The sequence below is a fragment of the Duganella sp. 1411 genome (assembly GCF_017833525.1).
Taxonomy (GTDB): domain Bacteria; phylum Pseudomonadota; class Gammaproteobacteria; order Burkholderiales; family Burkholderiaceae_D; genus Rugamonas.
Genome location: NZ_JAFICD010000001.1, coordinates 1,071,413 through 1,094,270 on the forward strand (window position 1 = coordinate 1,071,413; position 22,858 = coordinate 1,094,270).

17 protein-coding genes and 1 pseudogene are annotated in these 22,858 nt (G+C 62.7%); 10 read left to right on the plus strand and 8 right to left on the minus strand.

The genetic code is table 11. The annotated features are described in order from the left end of the window. Nucleotides 1-10 precede the first annotated feature (10 nt). Nucleotides 11-3,028 carry a T6SS effector BTH_I2691 family protein gene (locus JOD97_RS04195; protein WP_209713582.1) on the plus strand — a complete coding sequence of 1,006 codons (3,018 nt, stop codon included), beginning with the start codon at nt 11-13 and terminating at the stop codon, nt 3,026-3,028. 51 nt (nt 3,029-3,079) lie between these two features. Continuing rightward, entirely contained in the window at nt 3,080-4,036 is a 957-nt protein-coding gene (locus JOD97_RS04200; RefSeq protein ID WP_209713584.1) for a DUF6708 domain-containing protein, read from the plus strand. Nucleotides 4,037-4,279: 243 nt separating this feature from the next. Here JOD97_RS04200 and JOD97_RS32540 read toward each other — a convergent pair. Next, a pseudogene (locus JOD97_RS32540) lies at nt 4,280-4,573 on the minus strand (helix-turn-helix domain-containing protein); the annotation flags it as partial. A 41-nt stretch (nt 4,574-4,614) separates the two neighbouring features. Here JOD97_RS32540 and JOD97_RS04210 point away from each other — a divergent pair. Then, the gene (locus tag JOD97_RS04210) at nt 4,615-5,256 is read left to right on the plus strand and encodes a hypothetical protein (RefSeq protein ID WP_229264176.1); all 642 of its coding nucleotides are present in this window, start codon (nt 4,615-4,617) and stop codon (nt 5,254-5,256) included. Between the two features lie 14 nt (nt 5,257-5,270). Here JOD97_RS04210 and JOD97_RS04215 read toward each other — a convergent pair whose 3' ends face one another. From JOD97_RS04215 to JOD97_RS04245, 7 genes are all read right to left on the minus strand, one after another. Next, entirely contained in the window at nt 5,271-5,651 is a 381-nt protein-coding gene (locus JOD97_RS04215) for a hypothetical protein (RefSeq protein WP_209713588.1), read from the minus strand. 218 nt (nt 5,652-5,869) lie between these two features. Further along, on the minus strand, nt 5,870-6,013 hold the full coding sequence (locus JOD97_RS04220; RefSeq protein ID WP_209713590.1) for a hypothetical protein: 144 nt from the start codon (nt 6,011-6,013) through the stop codon (nt 5,870-5,872). Further along, nucleotides 6,010-8,022 carry a phospholipase effector Tle1 domain-containing protein gene (locus tag JOD97_RS04225; RefSeq protein ID WP_209713592.1) on the minus strand — a complete coding sequence of 671 codons (2,013 nt, stop codon included), beginning with the start codon at nt 8,020-8,022 and terminating at the stop codon, nt 6,010-6,012. The genes JOD97_RS04220 and JOD97_RS04225 overlap by 4 nt, the downstream gene beginning before the upstream one ends. Beyond that, nucleotides 8,012-8,497: a hypothetical protein gene (locus JOD97_RS04230; protein WP_209713594.1), complete on the minus strand. Its 486-nt coding sequence runs from the start codon at nt 8,495-8,497 to the stop codon at nt 8,012-8,014. The genes JOD97_RS04225 and JOD97_RS04230 overlap by 11 nt, the downstream gene beginning before the upstream one ends. 59 nt (nt 8,498-8,556) lie before the next feature. Then, nucleotides 8,557-9,459 carry a DUF4123 domain-containing protein gene (locus JOD97_RS04235; protein WP_209713595.1) on the minus strand — a complete coding sequence of 301 codons (903 nt, stop codon included), beginning with the start codon at nt 9,457-9,459 and terminating at the stop codon, nt 8,557-8,559. Between the two features lie 2 nt (nt 9,460-9,461). Continuing rightward, complete coding sequence (locus JOD97_RS04240) at nt 9,462-12,311, minus strand: type VI secretion system Vgr family protein (RefSeq protein ID WP_209713597.1); 2,850 nt, start codon at nt 12,309-12,311, stop codon at nt 9,462-9,464. Then, complete coding sequence (locus JOD97_RS04245; RefSeq protein WP_209713599.1) at nt 12,308-13,123, minus strand: hypothetical protein; 816 nt, start codon at nt 13,121-13,123, stop codon at nt 12,308-12,310. Before JOD97_RS04245 ends, JOD97_RS04240 begins: the two co-directional genes overlap by 4 nt. Nucleotides 13,124-13,358: 235 nt before the next feature. On the opposite strand from JOD97_RS04245, the gene JOD97_RS04250 reads away from it, so the two are divergent. From JOD97_RS04250 to tssA, 7 genes are read left to right on the plus strand one after another with little or no spacing between them, the layout of a single operon-like run. After that, the gene (locus JOD97_RS04250) at nt 13,359-14,204 is read left to right on the plus strand and encodes a M15 family metallopeptidase (protein ID WP_209713601.1); all 846 of its coding nucleotides are present in this window, start codon (nt 13,359-13,361) and stop codon (nt 14,202-14,204) included. Between the two features lie 9 nt (nt 14,205-14,213). Beyond that, a complete protein-coding gene (locus JOD97_RS04255) occupies nt 14,214-14,483 on the plus strand; it encodes a PAAR domain-containing protein (RefSeq protein ID WP_209713604.1) in 270 nt (89 codons plus the stop codon). Between the two features lie 36 nt (nt 14,484-14,519). Continuing rightward, complete coding sequence (locus tag JOD97_RS04260) at nt 14,520-15,956, plus strand: hypothetical protein (protein WP_209713606.1); 1,437 nt, start codon at nt 14,520-14,522, stop codon at nt 15,954-15,956. Nucleotides 15,957-16,005: 49 nt separating this feature from the next. Further along, a complete protein-coding gene (gene tssM / locus JOD97_RS04265) occupies nt 16,006-19,941 on the plus strand; it encodes a type VI secretion system membrane subunit TssM (RefSeq protein ID WP_209717162.1) in 3,936 nt (1,311 codons plus the stop codon). Next, on the plus strand, nt 19,938-20,921 hold the full coding sequence (gene tagF, locus JOD97_RS04270) for a type VI secretion system-associated protein TagF (RefSeq protein WP_209713608.1): 984 nt from the start codon (nt 19,938-19,940) through the stop codon (nt 20,919-20,921). Before tssM ends, tagF begins: the two co-directional genes overlap by 4 nt. Before the next feature lie 2 nt (nt 20,922-20,923). Beyond that, the gene (locus JOD97_RS04275; protein WP_209713610.1) at nt 20,924-21,712 is read left to right on the plus strand and encodes an OmpA family protein; all 789 of its coding nucleotides are present in this window, start codon (nt 20,924-20,926) and stop codon (nt 21,710-21,712) included. Between the two features lie 27 nt (nt 21,713-21,739). Next, nucleotides 21,740-22,804 carry a type VI secretion system protein TssA gene (gene tssA / locus JOD97_RS04280; protein WP_209713612.1) on the plus strand — a complete coding sequence of 355 codons (1,065 nt, stop codon included), beginning with the start codon at nt 21,740-21,742 and terminating at the stop codon, nt 22,802-22,804. Nucleotides 22,805-22,858 lie beyond the last annotated feature (54 nt).

Below are 22,858 nucleotides of genomic sequence, written 5' to 3' on the forward strand. Positions count from 1 at the left end.
TTAGATACACATGGCCACGCCTTCCGGTTGCGACGTCTGCAAAAAAAGCTCGCTCTCACTGCTGCTGCTCCGCCCCAGCCCCATTTCCAAAAGCCCTTTGCTGCTCGCATCTGGCTCGCAAAGTGTTGCGGCCGAACCTGCTTCTGTCGCAGGATTGCTGCCTTCGCGTCTGCCAACTGAAGCGCGCTTCGGGCTGCGCTTGCTGCGCGAGGGCTATGTGCACGTCTACATTCCAAACCCTCCGCCCAGAATGACGCATTGGCGGGTCTACCGGGTGACCCAGCAAGCAGATCTAGTACCGCAGGAACATGCATTGTTCTCGCAACCGGGCGAACCCGTCGCCTGCGAACGACCAGGTCACATCGCCACAGGCATGAAGGTCCTGAACATCCCTCAAGCGGACAAGATTGCCGAGATCTGGATCGCATACAGCGCCAACCTTTGGAACGAAACATTACGCAAAAAGAATGCTGGCGACGCAGCGGTGATGCAGCACGTCTCATTGAGGGGAAGCGGACCGAACACCTTCACACCAACTGCGCAAAAACTTAAAGCCCAAGTGCTGGAATGCGCGCTGACCTCATACATCATGGACGGCTCGGCGGAGCAGGATTTCGCATTCAATAGCGTGGCCAAAAGCGTCGACCAGTTGGCGGCGGGATTGGCGGCGGCCGCCGCCACGCATCCAAAGACTGCCGGCAAAGAAGTTGCGGTGGTACTGCGCGATCCGGTAGCCATCGCAGCGGAACTCAATTCATTACGGATTCGCCGTAACGAGCTCATCAAACGGGAATTTTCCAAGCCAGAGGTGCAACATCCACTAAATAGTTCAAATACCATATTAGGTCTGAAGCAATCCGTCGTTGATGAGGCCGAAGCCGCAAGTTTTGATGAGGTTACACCGATTGTCGAGGAGAAAGAGTTCGGTTTTCGAACTTGGCCACCCGGAACAAATTTCAAGCCTATCTCATCTGCTGAGCGTGAAATGCTTCTAAAGAAACCACCCCACATCTTGAGACCGCTTAGGAAGGCGCAGCTTCTTAAAAATAAACTGATAATGGGATGGGTAATTTACCCGGATGTTGCTGAGCGCGCCGCAGAATGGACTAAGAAAAAGTCCGAGCAAAACTGGTCAAAATTTGAACGATATCTAAATGAGGATGAGAGAAAGAACTGGCTCGCAACCTTCAATAAGAAGCTCGAGCGCGAGCACTACGAGCCTTTACAAAAGATGGAGGATGACTGGTTTTCGGCCGCAATCGACCCAAGGACAGTAGCATATTTTGATCGGCACTTTGACTCGGAGTCAAAAGCATCGTTGCTCAATCCTCCAGTGGACAGCGTAACATACGCAATCGAGAGTAAACTGATACATCAACCAGCCCCGATTTCCAAGGGGACTGTAAATGAACGCTACGTCGCGCTACTCGATAAGTCAATTGCCGATCCCTCGGCCATAGTGCAACGCGCACTCGCGGGGAACAAAAAGGAACTGTTCAGTGCGATTCATGAGCAATTGACTGGCGACCCCGGGGCAGAGGGAATGCGTGATAAAACATACGACATTCTCAAGGGATTTAGCGAATTGAACCGTGTGAGACCGTCGTTGCCATCACATGGCTGGATTGCACATGCTTTGGCACTGTATAGCATAGGGCAGATCACTGCCTTCACTGGCGCCGTGCTTGCTGTGGCTGGAAAGACCATAGGTGGTCATCCTAGCACTGCGCGAGCAGTTGCTAGGCTTCAAGCCTTTATTTTAGTGCAAAAGATCTGGGAAAATGTGGTCGAGGGTGCTCTCAAAGGCACAGCCCCGAAGCTGCCCGTACTGATCAAATTCCAGGTCGACGCCAACGAGGCATTGGCCATGCTGGCGGCTCGCTCCGGCCAAGACCTCGGCACAACGAAGTCCAAGCTCAAGAAATATCGGGCGCAAGGCCGAATGGTGACCTTGACGTTGTTAACCGATACAGACGCAATCAAGGCAGCTAACGGGAACCTTCAGAATGTTGCAAATGACGCAACCACTGGAAGTGTAAAAATGGGCTCTGCAGCGACCGCGACCGCGATCACAGCAGCAACCGGCAAAGCGACGATTCTAAGTAAAGATGCTTTTATGGATCTTTACCAAGGTCAAGCTAGCAGAGCGGCAAGAGCGGCCAACGTGCTGCGCGACGCGTTACCCGCACTAAATCGAACCGTGACTGGCGCCAACGTTTTGGAGTTATCAAAAACGTTGGATGCCCGATTGGCCTTGGGCAGCATGGCAATCCAAATCATCGGCATGTGGAACGGTATCCAGGCGATGCTAGCAGCCAAGACAGATAGCGATAGGCTTGATGCAGCCTACGGAGCGATGGATAGCGTCATGGGGTTCACCGGCGGAGCGGTGCAAATGGCCACACTTTTTGGGGAAATTAGGCTTATAAACCGGGTAGCTGCGCAGACCGGTTCGCTTGCCGGGCAAGCTGGAGCGAATGCTGTCGCCCAGAGTGTAGGGATCGGACTGCTGAAATTTCTAGGGAATGCCACCGGCGCTGCCGGGGGCGTAATCAACTACCTCGCATCTACCAAGAAAGCCGGTGATCAATACGTTCAAGGCAACGACGATGTAGCAGCGCTTTACCGTCTCTCCGCCATTGCCTCTGCGGGAACCGGATTGGCCGCTGGCGCCTTAATGGTTGGCAGTGCCGCCCAGACGCTATCCGCGAATGCCGTGGGAGGCGCGGTGGTAAGGACCGTCGCCACACGATTAGCAGGCGGAGCGGTGGTTGGTACGATCGCAGGCGTGGGGCTGACGGTGTCCGGCATAGGATTGGTGCTATTGGGAGCAGGCGTGCTCTTTCAAGTTGGAGCGGTCGTACTGACGCCAAGCGATACTCAGCGCTGGGTGGCGAGGAGTTACTTCGGCAATAGTGGCTTCCCATTCTATGGCGACCGAGATGATAAGTTTCCCAAGGGGAACTGGACGGCAGAAAGACAGGGACTTGAGGAACTATTGAAGGGCCCAGTAGAAGACGAAAAATAGGGTCTGGTTTTCGAATAACATCCGAAATAGATCAATAATGAGAATTAAATTATGCACAAAGAAAAATTAGAAGAAAAATCCAGCAATAATATTTCAGGAGCGATCAAAAAATTCGACAAGCACAAGAGCGCCGCCTCGACCGCACTGACTTTTTGGTTGATAAAAAAAACCTATTCAGATGCGATTGAATACACGGGGATTGCTAGAGGAACAAGAGGCCTTATTATTTTTGCTGGCCTCATTGCATCCTCGCTAGGATTTTGGTTTGGCTGGCGTTTAATACTTGATAGTTTGCGATGGGGAATAGATGGATTTGTTGGTTGGTTTTCAATTCTATGCGCTATAGGTAGTTTAATATTTGGCTTTTATATCGCTATAAAATCGGTGCGATTGGAATTCTTCAGGCCGGAAGATGAACCTACAATATTCGATCGTAAAAACCGTAAAGTCTATCGTATTTATCGCGAGACTTACTCGGGATGGAGGGGGCTTTTGCGACCTTGGCCGGTAAAGACTGCGACATATGAATGGGATCTGGTTGACGCGGAACACCATGCCCAGCTGAATTCCAATACTGCTACTGTAAGTCGCATTCATAGCTTGGTCTTTTTAGTCAGAAAAAATTCAGCTGACCCATCTATAGTTGACACATTTCAAATTGGCAACAGCATGCAGATGAGTGAAGTCACCGTGCCAGCAGTCTGGGAACACATCAGACGATTCATGGAAGAAAATGGACCACACTTGTTGCCTGGGGAGGTCTTATTTTCTTTCGAAAAGCCCAAGAATTGGTGGGAGTCTGTATTGAGTGCAGGTCCTTATGGTGGGAATTTTAAAAATATATGGCAACACCATAGGTTTTTTGCAGTCGCCTCGTTGATTTTTTTTCCTATTATTTTTCCGTTCATCATCTTAGTAGGCAGTTTTGCTTGGCTGAGCTTTGAAACATCTACGCGTATTGGTTGGGCACCCGAAGTTTTGCAGGCAGTCGGCGATCCAATTAGCTAGACTGCCGGCGCGGCAGCAATGTCTTCGATGTTGCGCGGGCCTAAGCGCCGCAGCGCGGCGGCAAGACGTCTGTGATTGGTGACGCCGTTTACCAAGACGTTGCCAAGCGCCGGAAACGCTGGTACCAACGTCGAATGGCATACTATGAAGCCCAATTTGCATAAGGGCTCAATAAGAACCACTTCTACGGCTCGCCCTCCCCCCCGCTGAAGGCTAACTCAGGTGTCGTGCATAGTACAAAGGCCAAGCATGCTGATCCCCTTGGACCGCACGATAGGCTTCGCGCCCGCCGTTGCGTTTGATTTCCCTGCTGATGGTCGATGGTCCGCGTTCGAGGCGCGCTGCGAGTGCGCGGACTGACTCTTCGGTGACGGCGGATCGGGATATTTCTTCGCCTTCAGTAAGCGTCAGAGCCCGCGCGGCGCAGCACCGCTGTCCGGCGGAACGCCGCCCGCCTCCGCTAGAATCCGTTGGATCGACGAGTGGTTTCGATCAAAACATTTGAAGGGAATCACCTTGTTTCCAGTGTTCCCACATCAAAAGTACATTCAGCGGCCGCCCGTAGTAGGACGACTACAGTGCTAAGTAAAACCGCCTTTTTGCGGCTCTATCAGGGGCAATTAAGTACTGCCGGCAAAACGGCCAACGTACTTCGTGACGCATTGCCGGCGTTGAACAGAACGATGACAGGCCCCAACGTCGTTGAACTCACAAAGACACTCGACGTGCGCTTTGCGCTGGCGAGTATGGCGATACAGGTGATCGGTATGTGGAACGGCGTGAAGAGTTGGTTCAACGCAACTTCCGATAGTTCTCGGACCGATGCAACATATGGCGTACTAGATAGTCTGTTTGGCTTCACTGGAGGCGCATTGCAACTGAGCGCCGTGTATGCGGCGGTCGCCCAAAGCGCCTGCATAGGGGCACTTAAGTTTTTCGGCTGTGCGACTGGCATAGCCGGTGGCGGCATAAATTTAGTCGCATCTTGGAAGAAAAGAAATGACCAGAATAAACTCGGCAATTCGACGGCAGCCGAACTGGATACGATGTCAGCATTAGCGTCGGGAGGTACATTGTCGACATCAACTGCGCTAACAGCAGGTTCATTAGCTGGAACACTCGCGGCACGAGCCGTAGGTGGCGCAATGGTTGAAGCCGTAGCCGTTCGCTTGGGTGCGAACGCAGTCTTAGCAACCGTTGGCGGTACTCGGGGCGTTTAGCACGAATTACCGCATCATCCGCCATGATTTTTACCCCCTTTGGCAGCCTCACTCAAACCTTTCGCACTAGGCTGAGGGCGCCCCACGCTTGTGGAGAGCTCGACCGTTTCGTCTGGGTAAATATGAATCCCCAAATACTGAGCGCCGGGCAGAATATCAAGCAGCTCAAGACGATTCTTGTTGACGAGGGTATCTCCATTGCGCGGTAAACCTTCAGGCCCGCCAAGCCTCCAGGTGACCGTCTTCGGCCCTAAAGTTAACGACACCCCACCCGTGACGCCCTTCCCTGTATTGGGGTACGCCCCGGAAGCCTCATCGACTTTCCCATCGATGTTAACCTCAAAAATCGGCCGATCCCAATAGCTGAACACGACAACATTCAAAACCACTTTCATCGACTTCGCCTCGCAAGCCATAATAAAAAAAAGGGAACCCAGCGCTGTGATGAACACGCGACGGCTAAGGTGCATATCCGTTGAGATTACTGGACACATGACAACCACTCAATTAATTCGGGAATCTTATCCGGTCGCACTCCGCCGCCACGGCCGTCGGCGCGCCAGGAACGCCTTCTGCGCGCTGTCGGCAAAGGCGTACCAGTTTTCCACTACGATTAGTTTCGCGGCTCGCCGTGCGCCTCGGCCTTGGGGGCGTCGATGCTTTCCTGGCTCAGCATGCCTGAGGTAGGCGTCAGCATCGCCTTCAACGGCGCCGCCTTGTCGGCGAGCTTGAAAGCGTCAGTTCTGCTGCCAGTCATTGCCCTTTCACAGTCCGCTTAATCCAGTTCACGCCGCGGTCATACAACCTTTCCGCGCTATCTTCCATATCGCCGATTTTCTTCGCTCCCGCCCTGGCCGCATCCTTGCCCGCCTTGGTAGTGGCGTTGTAGGCGTCGCCCACGGCATCGGCGGCCGCCTGCGCTTTACGACGCGCATACGCGGCAGCTTCCTGCGCTTGGTGCTGAGCGGCTTCGGCGGCGTCATTAGCAGCCTTGGCCGTGGCGTCGTAGGCGCGCTTGGTCGCCGCAGCGGCTTCGTCGGCTTTTTGCCGCGCGTAGTCGGCAGCTTCCCGCGCTTTACGCTGGGTATAGGCTGCCGCCTCTTCCGCTTTGCGCTTGGCGTATTCGGCGGCTTCTTCGGCCTTGCGCTGGGCCGCTTCGGCGGTGTCCTTGGCTGCCTTGGTAGTGGCGTCGACCGCTTCGCCGACCTGCTTCTTGCCGGACTCATAGGCGTTGCCGACGGTTTCAGTCACCGCGTCGCTCTTGGCGACGACCCAGTTTCCCCATTCCGTCCAGACGCTGACGTTCGATTCCCACACCCCCCGCGGCTTGAAGTAGCTGAACGGCTCGATGTTGCCAATGAAATCGACTTTCGAGTCGTGGACGAACTGCGACACGAACTTGACCACACCGTCACTTGCCGGCTTGTCCCAAGCGGCTAACTGCCATTCTTCAGGTTTGATATATTGGGCATAGCTATTCACGGCGGAGCCGCCGATCCGCAGCCATTCGCCGGCTTTGGCCACTTCGCGATATCGGTCCACTTCCCATGCCATGCCCTTGGGCCCCAGGGATTTGAACGTGCTCGCCGCGCGGCTGCGGGCACCCGGAGTCTCGATGCCCCTGCGATGGATGGTTCCACTCGCGCTGTAAAACACCTCGAGGTGGCGCTTCATCTGGTTCTCGACAGTGCCACTCATGGCGCCGCAGGCCGCCATATAATCGCGGTAGGCGGCTTCCGTCGCATCCAAACACTCAAATCGCTCCGTGAAGAGTCCATACATCGTCTCTTCAATCTCTTTATAGCTCCTCATCCTGACGCCGTTGGAAACGGCCTCGCGCATCATGTCCCGCATGGGAATACGCGCATAGTTATTCTGGATGCCCTGATCGTCCGCCGTATAACCGCCGCCGACGTCGGAGTGCACACCGGGATAGACATTTTCGACCCACTCCCCGGCCAGTTTCCCGTTTTTCCTGATGAGATCAACCGGAAAGGCGACCCGGACCTCATGCGCCGCCACATAATGAACGCAGCGTTCGATCAAAGGCGATACCACCAATTCACGATCCCGGAATGGCAACTGGACGTTGTGCGCGGGCAGACCGAAAGAAGCGACCGTGTCGAAGATGCCGAGAAAGCTGGGCCGCATCGGATAGTTTTCGAGCAATAAGTCCGAGCCACTTTTCTTACAATTGCTGATAATGCGGTAGGAAAACGCCCGCGCCAACGCCGCCCCACGCGAAAAGCCAAAAAACGACATGTCGATCATTTTGATCAAGCGGTGTTTTGCCAGCGCCTCGTGGACTTTGGCCCTGGCCTTGGCGCTGCCGGCGGCGGCGTATTTTTCCACCTCGAGGCCTTGCTCTTTCGCTTGAACAAGGAGCGCATCATACAACCGTTGGTTCACGCCGTCCTCGCCCTGACGCAGCCTGCGCTCGCCACCACCACCGAAGCCCAAGCCTTCGATGTTATCTTCTATCCAGACCCCGGCCGAGTCGAGCCAGTTGCCGGCCGTGCCGTTGAAGGTGGTGCCCACTCCCGAGATATAGATCGGATACACGTTCGCTTGTTGGCGCATCGCCATCGTCAACCGTCCGACATTGCTCCACTTCTGTTTCTCCCCGTCCTCCTCCCGGTTGTTCCCGGTACCATCGAAGAAAAGACTGATGTGTACGACATCGCGGCAGTCCTGGAACGGACCGGCCGGTTCGTCGGGCACATCCCGGCTGGCAGCCTCAACGGCAGGTATCGCCTCATTTGCCATGCCGATCACCCATTTTTGCGGCTTCCTTTTCCCCGCGCGCGGTTGCGTGCGGGAAATTGACCGAGGTTATAAGCTCAACCGTGTCATCTGGATAGATATGAACCGATATAAATTTCGCTCCTGGCACGATCTGATTCTGACTCAGCTCGAGCGCGTTTTTGTTATGAACCCTTTCCCCAATACGGGGCGCGCCTTTCGGCCCGTCGAGCTTCCAGGTGACGATCTTGGGACCCAGCTTGAGTGCAAAGCCGGTGGTCGTAGTTTTGCCGGTTTCTGGGTACGCGCCTGATACCTCGTAGCCGATGCCATCGACATTGACGGCGAAGATCGGTCGATCCAGGTAGTTAAACACCACCAAATCCAGCACAACACGCATATCCTTAGCCTCGCAAGCGTTAAGTAAAAGAAAACCACAGGCGGCGAGCATCAGATTGCGCCGCTTCACCGGTATACCGTTCTTGAATTTTTTTTCCACAATATCCTAATCCCTATTCAGCCGCGCATAGGCTTGGCTGTTTGATGCGCCGCAGGCAATCACGGCATCAACTTCATCGCGGCGGAGAACCTGAGCTCGCCACGTTTCACTCGTGCCAACAGCTCGCCGATGCCGCTGTCTTCTCGCAAGCGGGTGCCATAGATCAGCGAGACGCAAACATAATTGACGAGGTCCTTCATGGTCTCCAAGCCGATCTCCCGGGCACCAGTCAAAGCCCGCGCCACGTATCCGTAACGCTCCTTTGGCGGAATATCGTTCAATAAAAACGGCTGGTTCAGATCTACATAGAACAGGACGTGGTCGGGCATGCTGGCCTCGACCAGATCGTCCACTTGGCTTTGCGCGAGTATTAGCGGCTTGGCCAGACGCACCGGCGGCGCCTCGCTATCGATCTTGAGCGAATGCATGGCGCCATCGCGATCCCAATACCACCAGCCCGCCAACCCGCCCAACAACATTGCGCGCTGCTCCTCGTCAAACACCGGCCCGCGCACGTGCAAGGTGCTGTCGTCCTCCTGTCCCATTACTGTACCGAGGATGGCCGGGTCCCAAAACGCGAAGAACATCTCAGTCCCATCCGGGAGGCGAATCTCGGCGAACTGTTTTATTTGCTCAAAAATTGCCTCGAAGGACAACCGGCTGGCGAGCACCGTCACGCACGGCTGTCGCAACGCCATCCGTCCAATCCACTCCCAAACAGCACCGCCACGGGCCGGATCGGGCAGTTCGATCAAATGCGGCGACTTTTCCGCCAACGGGCTGCCCTGAGTGGCGCCAAGCAGGCAGCGCACCTGGCCGCCGGCGGACGTCAATGCGCCAGGCAAGGCATCGTTCTGCGCACTGTCGGCGATAGCATACCAATTCCACTGAGGTTCGTTGCTCGCCACTGCCGCCAGCGTATCGATGTGTGGGTACTGTTCCGTATAAATCCCGTCGATCACGCCTACGCCCCTTTGTTAATGAAAGCAGTACGCTGCGCGGCCCGCTTGGCCAGGCATTCGATGCACACCGATTGCGGCAGGATCGGCAACTTATAGTTGACCTCCTGACCGCCGGCAAAGCTCTTTTTCGCCGCATGGATCGTGATCTTGCCAGGGCACTGAATGGTGATATTGCCCCCGGTAATAGTGATATTCGCCCCGCCCGCCGTCGACAGGCTGATGCTCTTGGCCGCCGCCCAGTCGATGTGCGCGTTGGCGCTGACGATGTTGACCTCGTCGCGCGCCTGCACGTTGAGCACGTCGCCCTGCGCCTGCAGGTCGATCGCGTCCTTGGCCGCGATCAGTTGCAGCCCCACATTGCCCTCGCCGGCCTTGACCGCGCCGCCCAGCATGCCGATCGCCTGGCCGCTGTGCACCCGCATCTGGCCGCCGATGGCGAACTGCGTGTCTTGTCCGCTCATCAACGTGATCGTTTCGCCGTTGGCCCATTGCAGGTTCTGCCCCGCCAGCACGCCCAATCCGGCCTTGGCGGCGATGGCGATGATGGCGCCGCTGCTGTGCGGTAGCTTGTCGTCGGCCGGCGCGATCGGCTTGCCAGGCGCCTCCGCCTTAGCCGCGTCGATACTTTCCTGGCTCAGCATGCCCGAGGTGGCCGTCAGCATCGCCTTCAACGGCGCCGCCTTGTCGTCGAGCTTGCTGGTGTCCGCCTTGGCCGCGCCCAGGTGGCTGGCGTACGCCACCGTCTCGTGCGTCTTGGCCGCGCCGCTGAACGTCTCGCCCAGCTTGACGGCCTGCTTGAGCAGCGCCATGCCGGCCGTGTTGTCGCCGGCCGGGTCGCGCGCGTCGGCGCCGTGCGTGATCTTGTAGCTCGACACCAGCAGGCCGGCGCCGGCGCGCACCGCGCCGTAGCCGTCGGTGCGCAATTCCGCGCCCGTGCCGCGCAGGCTGCCGCGATAGTTGTCGGCCGCGTGGATCAGGTGGCCCAGGTTCAATTCGCTGGCCGCGTGGCTGCTCTTGAGCTGGATGCGGCCCTGGTTGTCGGTGTCGTCGAACAGCAGCTGGTTGTAACCGACGCCGCCGAATTCCTTGCTGCGCACGCCCCATTGCGCGGCGCTGTTGCGGTGGCCGGCGGTGTCGGCGGCGGCGCCGTGCCACAGCGGGCTGTTGCCGCCGGCGACGTTGCCCTGCCCCGAGACGCCGTGGTCGTGCGCCGACTGGAACACGGCGCTGTCGCTGTCGCGCTCGCTCTTGCCGCCGGGCGTGGGCGCTTGTCCGCCCTCCCCCTGGCCGTTGTACAAGGCGCCGACGATGATCGGCCGGTCGATGTCGTTTTCCAGGAATTGCACCAGCACCTCCTGGCCGATGCGCGGCAGGAACTGGCTGCCCATGCCGCCGCCGGCCGAACGTTGCGCCACGCGCACCCAGCAGGTGGCGCCGGCTTCGCGCTGCCAGTGGAAGCGGATGCGCACGCGCCCCAGCTTGTCGCAATAGATCTCGTCGGCGCCGTTGGCGCTGCCGCCGCCGTCGACGCCGACGACGATCGCGCTCTGGCTGCCGTGCGCGGTCGGTTTCGGGTGGTGGCGCAGACCGTTCTCCCCCACCACCGGACGCCACGGCGTGTCCGCCGCGATCGCCTCGAAATGGTTGGCGTAGCCGCTGGCGCTCGCCTGCGCGATGACGGCCGCGAAGTTCTCCGGCTGCTCGCGCAGCGATTCCTCCAGCAACTCCGGTATCGGCCCGAACAATTCCTCCAGGCCCTGCCTGGCCGGCGTCGGCAGGTTGTTCACCCCCACGCTGAGCACGCGCAGCACCACATAGGCGGCGTCGCCGCCTTGCAGCGGACCCTGCGTCAGCGTGAAACGGGTGCCGGGGCGCAGCGTGCGCACGGTCGAGCGCGCGTCCCACAGGTGGCGGCGCGCCTCGTTCGCTTCCATTTGCAACAAAGCGTAGCGCTGAGCCTGCCCGCCATCCGAATAGAAATATTGCCCCGGCGTGTCGTAGCTCTCGAGCACGGGCGCGTTGGCGCCGCCGACCGGTTGGTTGGTCGGCACGCTGGCGCTGACGGCGCTTTTGGCCTTGTAGTCGTAGCTGAGCACGGTGCTGAGCGCGGCCCGCAGGCTGCGGTGCGCGCGCAGCGCCTGGATGGTGTCGGCCGATTCGCCCACGCGCGCGCCGTGGAAGCGGATGCCGCCCCCCGCTTCGCTACTGGCGTCCTCGGGCGTGGCGCTGGTTTCGACGCTGTTGGCGAACAGCACCATGCCGTGGCCGTCGTCGGTTTCCTCGAAGCGCCAGGCCAGGCCCTCCTCGGTCAGCAAACGGGTGATGAAGTCGAAGTCCGATTCGCGGTACTGGCAGCAATAGCTGCGCGCGCCGGCGGCGGCCATGAACGGCGCCGTCTCGTCGCTCCAGCGCCAGACCGCGAGCGGCGCGTGCTCCTGGAACACGGATTCGACGATCTCGATGACCGTCTTGTCTTGCCACACGCGGCTGTTGCGCGTCTGGCTCAGGCGCCACAGCCACGGCGTCAGCCGCAGGCGGTAGCGCGCCAGGCCTCCGAAGCTGCCCAGCATCGCCGCTTCGCTGACCAGGCCGCTGAAGCGGGCGCGGGTGCCGTCGGCCAGGCTGGTTTCCAGCGCGGCCGGTTTGCCCAGCAGCGGCGCCAGGTCGATGAAGGCGTCGGTCGACAGCGCGATGATGTCGCGCGCGCCGATCGCCTGCAGGCCCTCGTCGGCGGCAAAGGCTTCGACCATCAAGGCCGGGCCGTCGTCGCCGAAACTGAGCGCGTAGAGCCGGGTGGCGCTGGTGAACTCAGCCAGCGCGCCGACGACTTGATCCACCAATGCCAAGCTCATCGCGACACCACCTTGCAATCGCCGGTCTTGGTGCGGCCTTCGCAGACGCGCTCGTGGCAGTGGGCCGCCTTGGACTTGCTCAACTTCTTGCACTGGGCCAGTTGTTCTTTTACGCTGAGCTTGGGCTTTTTGGGTGCCTCCGCCCGCTCGGCCGCCTGGGCGTGCGCCACCAGCGCCGACAGCAAGGCGATATCGCTTTCCTGCTCGGGGGTCGTGGCCGGCTCGCTAGGGGCTTTCTTGACCTCCTTGGCCGCCGGCTTGGGCTTGGGTTTGGGCGCCGGCTTGGCCGCGCTTTTCGGCGCCGCGCCGGCGGACGGGGTCTCCAGCGCTTTGCTGATCACGTCATGACCGGCCTTCGGCGCCGGTTCGCCACCCGCGTTGAGCATTTCGCTCAGGCTTTGCTGCTTTTCCGGCGCTTGCTGGGCGGCGCGGTCCTCGTTGATGACGGCCGCCGGCGCGGCGGACGCCAGCACCTCGTCGGCCGACACCTCGGCCGCGGCCGCCGGTGGCGGCACGGTAGCGGCCGCTGGCGCAGGCGGCGCCTCCTTGCTGGCCGCCACCACCGTGGCCATGGCGTCGTCGTGCGCGGTCTCGCGCGTCACCCACATGCCCACGCCGGCCGCCAGCGCCAGTACGCCCAGTCCCATCGCCGCCAAGGCATAGCGCGACGGGCCGCGCTTGGCGGCCGGCTTGCCGGCGCCACCGCCGGACTCAAGCGTCGACAATATGCGGTTGCGGTCGGCCTCTTCCTGCTGCGCCGGCGTCAACAAACTTGGCCGGGAGGGCTTGGGACTGTCATCTTTTCGTTGCAAAATACGAACTCCTGTCTGTTATTGCAATACTTTACTATATTCAACAGCGATGCGACGCATGGTAGAACGTTAACTGTACGCGGACTCAACAGTGCGCACAATTGAACCGAATAGTCATGCCATTATCAGACTAGTAAGATATACTCTCAAGCAATAATTAATCTGGCAGTAAAGAAAGTTTGTACAAAATGCCTCGACGAGGCGCCGATTGACGTGGTTCAGGGTTGAGGTTGTCGTGTTTTTATTGGCGGTGGTGCTGTATTTCCTTCTGGCGTGCTTGGTGAGCTGGCTGGCCCTGTTTCCGGCCGGCCGCGCCTTTGTCGTCGAGCGCGCCGCGCGCGCCGAAGCGGCACTGCAGCGCCGCTTCGCCGGCCTGAGGCGGCGCCAGACGGCCGGCGCGCAGGCGCTGCGGCAGTCGGGCGCGGCGTCGGCCCAGGGGCTGGCGGCGTTCGCCAGGCGCCATTACCTGCTGTGCCTGGCGGGATTGGCTTTGCTCAGCCTGCCGCCAACGCTGGCTTTTTTGGCAAGTGGCAAGAACATGCTGGGCGCCTACGACGTCTCGACGCGCGAAGTGAACACCCAGGTGGCGGAACTGTTGGAAGGCGAGCAACTGGTGCCGCCGGTGGCGCTGCCGCCGACCGTGTTCGCCACGGCCGAAATCGAGCGCGAGCGCCCGATGCTGGTCTCGGCCAGCCGCAACTGGGCGTTGATGGATCCGGAATACACGCAGCGCCTTTTACTTGTATTTAAGATCATGAAGGAACAGCACGGTTATGATATGGCAATCCTGGAGGGTTACCGCAGTCCCGAGCGCCAGAATATGTTGGCGAGCCTGGGCAGCAGCGTGACCAACGCGGCGGCGTTCCAGAGCTGGCACCAATACGGCCTGGCCGCCGACTGCGCCTTCCTGCGCGACGGCAAGCTGGTGATCTCGGAAAAGGATCCATGGGCCATGCGCGGATACGAACTGTACGGCCAAGTGGCCGAATCGGTCGGCCTGACCTGGGGCGGCCGCTGGAAAATGATGGATTTCGGGCATACCGAATTGCGCGTGCCCGGCGTGATGAAACGAAAAGCTTAAGGAGACAAGATGGCTGGTCCGTTGATACGGTTGGGGGATAAGACGTCGCACGGCGGCGTGGTGGTGAGCGCCTCGCTTTTGAGCGACAGCGGCGGCGTTCCGATCGCGCGCGTGGGCGACATGGTGGTGTGCCCGATTCCCGGCCACACGCCTGGCGTGATCGTCAGCGGCGACTCGACCATGATCGTCGACGGCATGCCGGTCGCCCGCGACGGCGACAAAACCAGTTGCGGCGCCAGCCTGATCGCCAGCCAGCAAGCCACCACGGACCAGGTCTAGACGTATGCAAGGTCTTCAAATGGACGGGCGCCGCTGATGCGCCCCTGGATCAGTCGTAGCCTGATCGTCGCCGCCACCTTCGCCGCCTGCTGGCTGGGCGCGGTGTGGTATTGGCGCGAGACGCGCCGCATGCCGGGCACCGACGACCTGGTGATCTATCTGCTGCTTTTGCCGCTGCTGCTGTTGCTGCTGGTGTGGGGCGGAAGCAAGCTGCTGGCCGCCGCGGGCGCGGCTTCGGCGGCCAGCGCCGCCGCTGCCGCCAACGCCACCGAGGCCGCGGCGAAAACCGTTCCGGCCGCGCCGCCCGCCGTCGCGCTGACCGTGCTGGCCGGCGCGTTGCGCATGCCCCATGGCGACAGCGCCGCGCGTGTGGCCGAGGCGTTGTTGTCGCGCAAGGCCAATCTTGCCCTCGATCCGGAATTGGTCGACGAGAGCGGCTACCCCATCCTCAGCGGCCGGGTCGACGACGTCGACGTCGCCGCCCAGCAGGACGGCATGGCCGACTGGCTGCGCGAGCACCACCCGGACACCGATTTCACCGACGAGCAATGGCGTGCGCTGGCGCTCGGCACTGCCGTGGCCGCCGATCTTGCCGCCGAACTCGGCCCTCATCCTGCCCTGCCCCGCTACCTGGACGCGGCCGCCGACGGCAAACCGTTGCCGCCGCTGCCGGCGCTGCACGTGGTGCCCCTGCTGCCGGCCGAATGGACGGACGCCGAACGCGCCGCCGCGTCCGGCTGGCTGCGCCACGTCGTGGCCCGCCACGGCTGGCCGCAGGCGCGCCTGGCGCCACCGCTGCTGGCCGCCCACGCCCAGCCGCCGCTGCCGCTGATCGGCCAGTTGGCAAGCGAGGCGCGGCGGGAGGACCAGCCGTTGTTGTGCCTGATGCTGGCGTGCGGCTCGCGCATCGGCGCGGCCAGCACGCGGGACTGGGCCGACCATTTCATATTGTTCGACAGCAACCATCCGCAGGGCCGCATCCCCGGCGAAGGCGCGGCCGGCCTGCTGCTGGCCGACACCGCCCAGGGCGCGCTGTTCGATGCCGCCGACGCCGCTTTGCTGTATCCCGCCAGCAGCGCGCTGCGCGCCGCCTCGGCCGACACCAAGCCGCGCGGCGACACCGGCCTGCTGGCCGAACTGGCCACGCAGGCGATCGCCACGGCCGGCGTCAACGCCGCCGACATCGCCATGCTGACCGCCGACAGCGACCAGCGCGTCAGCCGCATGACCGAACTGCTGGGCATGGCCAGCGCCACCTTGCCCGAGCTCGACCTGGGCAGCCAGGTGCTGTCCGTCGGCGCGGCCTGCGGCGACGCCGGCACCGTCACGACCCTGGCCGCGCTGGTGCTGGCGCAGCAACAGGTCAAGGCCGGCGCCGGCCCGGCGCTGTGCGTGACCAACCTCGATCCTTTCCACCGTGGCGCGGTGCTGCTGACGGCGCAAGCCGCCATCACCGAAGCGGCCACGGCATGAACCATTTCACTCAACCCAAGTACGCCTTAGCCCCTTTAGCCCCACTATGATGCAACGATTCTGGCACTTTCTCACCGCTCGCTTCAGCCTGGCCGTGATCGGCTTCGCGGCCTTTGCCGCCGCCCTGCTGATCGCCGCCGCCGTCTTCGAGATTTCCTATAAATGGGTGCTGCTGGTGCTGCTGGCCGCGCTGCTGCTGTACGGCGCCGTCTGGCTGTTCAAGCGCTACCGCCGCCAGCGCTCCGGCGCCGCGTTCGGCGGCATGCTCGAGCAGCAGGCCGGCGCCGCCAAGGCCGACGCCGCCCAGCGCGAGGAAAACGAGGCGCTGCGCAAGCGCATGATGGAAGCCATCGGCACCATCAAGACCTCCAAGCTGGGCCAGCTCTCGGGCGACGCCGCGCTGTATGAACTGCCGTGGTATATGGTCATCGGCAACCCGGCCGCCGGCAAGAGCACCGCGATCGCCAGTTCCGGGCTGCAGTTCCCCTTCGCCGACAGCAAGATCGTCCAGGGCGTCGGCGGCACCCGCAACTGCGACTGGTTCTTCACCACCGACGGCATCCTGCTCGACACCGCCGGCCGCTACTCGGTCGGCGAGGAAGACCGCGCCGAATGGCTGGGCTTCCTGGGCCTGCTGAAAAAATACCGCAAGCGCGCCCCGATCAACGGCATCATCATCGCCGTCAGCGTCGCCGAGCTGACCGGCAGCCGTCCCGAGTTCGCCATCAACCTGGCCAAGAACCTGCGCCAGCGGGTGCAGGAGCTGACCGAGAAGCTCGAAGTGCACGCGCCGGTCTACGTGGTGTTCACCAAGGCCGACCTGATCACCGGCTTCAACGAGTTCTTCCAGGACGCCGAGCGCGGCGAACGCGACAAGGTGTGGGGCGCGACGCTGCCCTACAGCCAGACCAGCTCCAAGCAGGACGTGCTGGAGCAGTTCGACCAGCGCTTCGACGAGCTGTACGACGGCCTCAAGGACCTGAGCCTGGCCAACATGGCACTGCAGTGGCGCGAACGCATGCCGCCGGGCGTGTTCACCTTCCCGCTCGAGTTCAGCTCGATCAAGGGGCCGCTGCGCACCTTCATCGCCACCCTGTTCGAGGAAAACCCGTTCCAGTTCAAGCCGGTGTTCCGCGGCTTCTACTTCACCAGCGCGCTGCAGGAGGGCGAATCCGTTTCGGCCTCGTCCGAGCGCGTCGCCCACCGCTTCGATTTGCAGATGCTGCCGGCGGCCCAGTCCGAGGTGCATGACCAGCACGGCTACTTCCTGCTCAACCTGTTCCGCAAGGTGATCTTCGCCGACAAGGACCTGGTGGCGCAGTACGCCAGCCCAGCCAAGACGCGCATGCGCTACGCCACCTTCTTCGGCGCCATGGCGCTGGTCGGCCTGGCGCTGGGCGGCTGGAGCTGGTCGTACCTGGCCAACCGCCAGCTGGTCAACAACGTCCAGGCCGACCTGGCGCAGGCCGTCAAGGTGCAGGAAAAACGGCTGGACCTGGCGTCGCGCTTCGAGGCGCTGGAAATCCTGCAGGACCGCATCGAGCAGCTCGAATCGTACCGCACCGACCGTCCGCTGTCGCTGTCGCTGGGCCTGTACCAGGGCGAGTTCCTCGAACGCAAGCTGCGTGAGGAATACTTCTCCGGCCTCAAGGAAGTGATGCTGAAACCGGTCGGCCAGTCGATCGAAGCCTTCCTCGGCGAAGTCAACAGCGGCGCCGACAAGCTCGAGCCGATGTCGCGGCCGCCGCAATCGGGCGCGCTCAACGCCGGCGCCGCCGCGCCGGCAGCCGCCGTGCCCGGCGCAGCGCCGGCTGGTGCAGTGCTTCCCGCCGTCGCGCCCGGCGCCGCCCCGGGCGCCCTGCCCGGCACGGTCGCCCTGTCGCCGGCCGCCGCCGTCAACTTCGGCGCGCTGCAGTTCAAGGACGCCAACCCGGCCAACGTCGAGGACGCCTACAACGCGCTCAAGACCTACCTGATGCTCAGCGACAAATCGCGCGCCGAGGCCAGCCACCTGAACGACCAGCTGACCCGCTTCTGGCGCGTCTGGCTCGACAGCAACCGTGGCACCATGCCGCGCGAGCAGATGATCCGCAGCGCCGAACGCATGATCTCGTTCTACCTGAGCCAGATGAGCGACCCGTCGTGGCCGACCATCGAGCCCAAGCTGGCCCTGGTCGACCAGAGCCGCGACAACCTGCGCAAAGTGGTGCGCGGCCTGCCGGCGCGCGAACGCGTGTACGCCGACGTCAAGGCGCGCGCCGCCACCCGCTTCCCGTCGATGACGGTGGCGCGCATCGTCGGCGAGCAGGACAAGGAACTGGTGGTGGGCAGCTACGCCATCCCGGGCACCTTCACGCGCGAGGCGTGGGACAAGTTCATCCAGGAAGCCTTCCGCGACGCCGCCAACCGCGAGCTGCAAAGCTCGGACTGGGTGCTGAAGACCGCCGCCAAGGACGACCTGACCCTGGAAGGCAGCCCGGAGCAGATACAGAAGGCGCTGCTCGAACTGTATAAGAACGACTACGCCAAGGAATGGCAGAAGTTCATCCAGAACGTCAGCATCCGCGAACTGAACGGCTTCGACCAGGCCGCCAGCGCGATGAACCGCCTGGGCGATCCGCAATCGTCGCCGATCGACAAGCTGATCAAGACGGTCTACGAGCAAACCTCGTGGGACAATCCGTCGCTGATCGACGCCGGCCTGCAACGCGCCCAGCGCGGCGTGGTGGAATGGTTCAAGCAAACCATCCTGCGCCAGAAGCCGTCCGGCATCGACGTCAACATCAACACCAGCGCCGCCGCCGGCAGTGCCCCGATCCCGATGGGGCCGGTGGGACGCGAGTTCTCCGGCGTGGCCAAGCTGGTGGTCAGCAAGGACAAGGGCGCCACCCTGATCGGCGGCTACATGGACGCGCTGTCCAAGCTGCGCGGCCGCTTCAACCAGATCAAGAACCAGGGCGACACCGGCCCCGGCGCCAAGCAGTTCATGCAGCAGACGCTCGACGGCACCGGCTCCGAGCTGGCCGAGGCGCTCAAATACGTCGACGAGCAGATGCTGGTGGGCATGACCGACCAGCAGCGCCAAGCCATCCGTCCGCTGCTGGTGCGGCCGCTGATGCAAACCTTCGCCGTCATCGTGCGTCCGACCGAGACCGAGATCAACAAGGTCTGGACCGCGCAGGTGCTGGAGCCGTTCAACCGCAGCCTGGCGCTCAAGTATCCGTTCGCGCCCGAGTCGCGGGTGGAGGCCACCGACGCCGAGATCGGCCAGATGTTCGGCCCGGACGGCGCCATCGCCAAATACTTCAACACCACCATCGGACCGTTGGTGGTGCGCCGTGGCGACACGCTCAGCGCCAAGACCTGGGCCAACATGGGCATCAACCTGGCGCCGGGCGTGATCAACAGCTTCCCGAGCTGGGTCGCGCCGCTGTCGGCCGGCGGCGTGGCCGCCCAGGCCGGTGCCGCCGAGTCGCAGACGCGCTTCGACGTGCAGGCGCTGGGCGCCACCGGTGCCACCGAGTTCACCATCGAGATCGACGGCCAGGCGCTGCGCTGGCGCGGCCAGCCGCAGCCGTGGGTGCACATGGTGTGGCCGAATCCGCAAGGCACGCCGGGCTCGCGCATCACCGCCATCACGCCCGAGGGCCGCACCGTGGTGCTGCTCAACGAGCCGGGCCACTTCGGCCTGAAGAAGATGATCGACGCCGCCAAGCGCACCCGCAAGGACAACGGCGTGTTCGAGCTGAGCTGGGAAAACAACGGCGTGGTCGTGCGCGCCAACCTGAAGATCGTCGCCACCACGCAGGCCGCCCCGGCCGCGCCGCCGCCACCGGGCGCCGCCGCCGGCTTCCGCCGCATGCGCCTGCCGGAGCTGATCACCGCGCCGGCGCCGGCCGCCACGCCGGCACCGGCCCCTGCGGCCCCGGGCCCCGCAGCGGCGGCGGCCCCGGCGGCGGCCGCCGCCCCAAGGAGCCAGCCATGAGCCGTGCCACCCCGATCTCCATCGGTTACTTCGGCAAGATTCCCAGCCGGGGGGACTTCGTCAAGGCCAGCGACAACCCGGCCCTGATCAACATCCTCGACGCCTGGCTGGCGCAGGCGATGGACCTGCTGAGCGCCGACGCGCGCTGGAAGCTGACCTACGACGCGCTCGCGCCGCTGCATTTCGCCTTCATCGGGCCGCGCCGGGGCCGCGCCATCGCCGGCCACATCGTCGCCAGCAGCGACCAGTCGAAGCGGCGCTTCCCGTTCCTGATGATGAGCACGATGGACGTGGAAGACCCGGCCGGCTTCGTGCCCAACAGCCCGCTGGTGCTGTCGCGCCTGTGGAACCGGCTCGAATCGCTCAGCGCCGGCGTGCTGGCCGCGCCCGAGCCAGCCGGCGCGCTGCAGGCGGCCGCCGCCAGCATCATCGAGCTCGACCTGCGCAGCGCCGCCTACGAGGCCGCCTTCACCGACTTCCTCGACCTGCAAACCATCGGCGGCCTCGACGCCATGCTGGCGCAGACCGGCTTCCCCGGCTCGGTGCGGCAGGTGCTGCTCGCGCTGGGCCTGTTGCTGCAGCCGGTCATGGCCAGCAGTTCGAGCCGGCTGGAGAAAAGCCTGGTGCTGCCGCTGCCGTCCGATCCGATGTACCGCAACCTGGTGGGCGCGTTCTGGATGCACCTGATCACGCCGTTCCTGATGCGCGCCGACTTCGAGCTGTCGCTGTTCACCACCCGCCTGGGCGGCCGTCCGGCGCTGGTGCTCGGCTTCAGCGGCGCCTCGTCGCTGACCTTGCAGGCCATCATGGACCCGCAGGCCGGCCTCGAACACCACATCGCCTTCGACGAACTCGACTGGGTCGAGGAACAGGTCGACGCCGACTACGCGATCAAAAAGGTCTCGACCTACCTGGCCCAGCCCAACCTTTCACTCAAATCGGCCTGCGACTCCGTGCGCGCGGCCTTTATCGGAACCTGATCATGCGTTTTATCCGGACAGCTCTATTCATTAGTCTCACCGCGGGTCTTGCCGGCGCGGCGGCCGCGCAGGCGGTGCCGGCGGCGGCGACGCCGCAGCCCGGCCAGGTGCTGGCCAGCGGCACCGTGCCCGACGAGGCCACCAAGGCCGCCGTGCTGGCGCGCCTGCGCGACGTCTACGGCGCCGACAAGGTGGTCGACCAGATCGCCGTCGGCCAGGTGGCGCAGCCGGCCAACTGGAACGCCTACGTGCAAAAACTGATCACGCCCAACCTCAAGCAGATCAGCCGCGGCCAGCTCAAGATCGACGGCAGCACCGTCAGCGTGCGCGGCGAGGTGGCCAACGAGGCGCAGCGGCAAAAGATCGCCAGCGACTTCGCCACCAGCCTCAATCCGACCTATGTGGTCAACAACGGGCTGCGCGTCTCGGCCGCCGAGCAAAACATCCTCGACAACACGCTGGGCAACCGCATCGTCGAATTTGAAAGCGGCAAGGCGACGTTGACGCCGGCCGGCCAGGCCATCCTCGACCAGATGGGCGCGGCCATGCAGAAGCTGCAGGGACGCAAGGTGGAAATCATCGGCCACACCGACAACCAGGGCCTCAAGGCCAGCAACCAGAACCTGAGCCAGGCGCGCGCCGAGGCGGTCAAGACCTACCTGACCGGCAAGGGCCTGAACGGCGACATGCTGACCGCGTCCGGCCAGGGTTCGGACCGCCCGATCGCCAGCAACGACACGCCGGACGGGCGCGCGCGCAACCGCCGCATCGAGTTCCGCATCGCCCAATAAGCGGGTCATTACATTCAAAGGTAACGTATGTTTTCAGCAGAACAATTGCTTGCCCCGATCAGCCCAGGCGCCCCCAGCGGCGAGGACCTGTCGTTCTCGGCCGACCTGGACGCCATCGCGCAAGCGCGCCGTTTCGACGATCCGTCGCTCGACCAGGGCGAATGGGTAACCGAGCTCAAGGAAGCCGACTGGGACTTCGTGGTGCGCCGCTGCGCCGCCCTGCTGCAGGAAAAGAGCAAGGACTTGCGGCTGGCCGTGTGGCTGACCGAGGCCGGCGCCAAGACCGTCGGCCTGCGCGCGCTGGGCGAAGGTTTCAAGGTGCTGGCCGGCCTGTGCCGGGAATTCTGGGACCAGGGCTTGTATCCGGAATCGGATGGCGACGATCACGACCAGCGCATCGGCAACCTGAGCTGGATACTGGGACGCACGCCTGCGCTGCTGCGCGAGATTCCGCTGACCGAGGGGCGTAGCGGCGCGTATTCGACGATCGATTTCGAAACGGCGCGCAAGCTGGCCGGCGCCAACAACGGCAACAGTTCGTCAGGCAATCCGGGCGCCAAGCTGGCGGAGATGGAAACGGCGCGCAAGAATAATTCGGCGCAGTTCGTCGCCGCGTTCGCGGCCGACGCGCAGATGTGTCTGGATGCGTTGAAGGAGTTGGAACTGGTGGCCGACGAGCGGCTGGGCGTGGATAGCCCGGGGTTCTCGACGGCGCGCGACGCCTTGCAGACGTTGCAGCGGATGATGCCGGCGCCGGTGGCCAATGGCGCCGCAGTGGAGACGGAGTTGGCGGATAACGGGTATGTGGGGTCGGCGGCGGTCGATTTCACGCATGACGGTGGCCAGGTGGCCGCGCCGCAGCCGTCCGGGCCGCCTGGGACGATCCAGACGCGCGCGCAGGCGCTGGCGCAGTTGCGGGCGGTGGCGGCGTTCTTCCGGCGCACCGAGCCGCATAGCCCGGTATCGTATTTCGCCGACAAGGCCGCCGACGCCGGCGAGCAGTCGTTGCACGATTGGTTGCGTTCGGTGGTCAAGGACCCGAATTCGATGGCGCACATCGAGGAGTTGCTGGGCGTGAAGCCGGCGGAGTAAGCCACAACGCCAACCCGCAAGGCCAAGCGGGGTCGGACCCATCGGGTCCGACCC